General features: G+C 72.3%; 1 protein-coding gene. It reads right to left on the minus strand.

Going from position 1 to position 1,331, the window contains the following annotated elements; genetic code table 11:
- A partial coding sequence (locus tag G6027_RS02450; RefSeq protein ID WP_182635084.1) for an NAD(P)-binding protein occupies nt 1–1,268 on the minus strand: 1,268 nt, incomplete at its 3' end.
- Nucleotides 1,269–1,331: the final 63 nt, after the last annotated feature.

Raw genomic sequence — 1,331 nt, forward strand, 5'->3', positions numbered from 1 at the left:
GACTGCGAGGCCACCCGGACGGCACCCCCCAGGTCGGTCGCGGCCTCGAACACGGTGACGCGGTGCCCGCGGCCGGCGGCGACACGCGCGGCCTCGAGTCCGGCAGGCCCTCCGCCGATCACGTAGACGTCCTTCGTCTCCTCCGCGCGTACCCCGACGTTCCGGTGACGACCCCGGCCGATCTCGGCGTTGACCGCACAGTGCAGGTGGGGATCGAAGGCGCGGCAGTCCTGGTTGATCCCCAGACAGCCACGGACCTCGCCTAGCCGCCCCTGCGCGGACTTGATCGGCAAGTCCGGGTCCGCCAGTAGCGCCCGCGCCATGCCGACGAGATCGGCCTTGCCACTCTTGATGATGTGGTCGGCGGTCGCCGCGTCGCGGATCCGCTGCCCCACCAGCACGGGCAGTCCGGTCTCGGCGCGGACGCGCGCCGCGGAGTCTACGGCCACAGCGTCGGGGTGCGTGGAGTCCTTGACGTACGCGCCGCGTGTGCCGTGGGTGATGCTGAAGTAGTCGACCGCCCCCGAGGCGGTGAGATGCCGCGCGATCCGCACACAGTCCTCGATCCCCATCCCGCCGGGGATCTCCTCCTCCCCGCTGAGCCGCACACCGAGGACCATGCCGTCGGGCATCGCTTCCCGCATGGCGGCCACCACCTCGTCGAGGAACCGCATGCGGCCGGCGAGGTCCCCGCCGTACCCGTCGGTCCGCCTGTTGGTGAGGGCGGACATGAACTGGGCCGGCAGGTAGCCGTGCGCGGCGTGGATCTCGGCGCCGTCGTATCCCGCGCGGGCCAGATTCGCAGCGGAGATCCGCCACCCCTCGACGATGTCCGCGATCTCCTCGACCGACAGCTCGTGCGGGGGGTAGGCGTCGCGGGGGGTCTTGAGGGCCGACGGCGCGGAGGGCGGAGAGTCGGACTCACCCCCGATGAACTCGCGTCCGAGGTGGACCAGCTGGCCGATGATCTTGGCGCCGTGCCGGTGGACAGCCGCCGCCTTCTCGGTGAGGGCGGGGACCACCTCCTCGGTGTAGGCCTCGACCAGCTTGCGGGACCGCAGGGTCGTGGACGGGTGGACCACCGTCGCGCCCCCGATGATCAGCCCGACCCCGCCGGCGGCCAGACGCTCGAAGTGATCCTGGTCGCCGTGGGTGGGCACACCGTCGGTGGCCATGCTCGTCCCGGCGGGCAGCGCGACCAGTCTGTTCCGCAGGGTGAGTGCGCCGAGCGGGAACGGGGAGAAAGCGTGGGGGAACTCTGTGGTCACCTGGGGTCCTTCCGGGCGGGCAACGGGCGGGGGTTCGGGGACGGGGCGGGGTCAGACCCCGGC

The organism is Dietzia sp. SLG310A2-38A2, from assembly GCF_014145095.1.
Lineage (GTDB): Bacteria > Actinomycetota > Actinomycetes > Mycobacteriales > Mycobacteriaceae > Dietzia.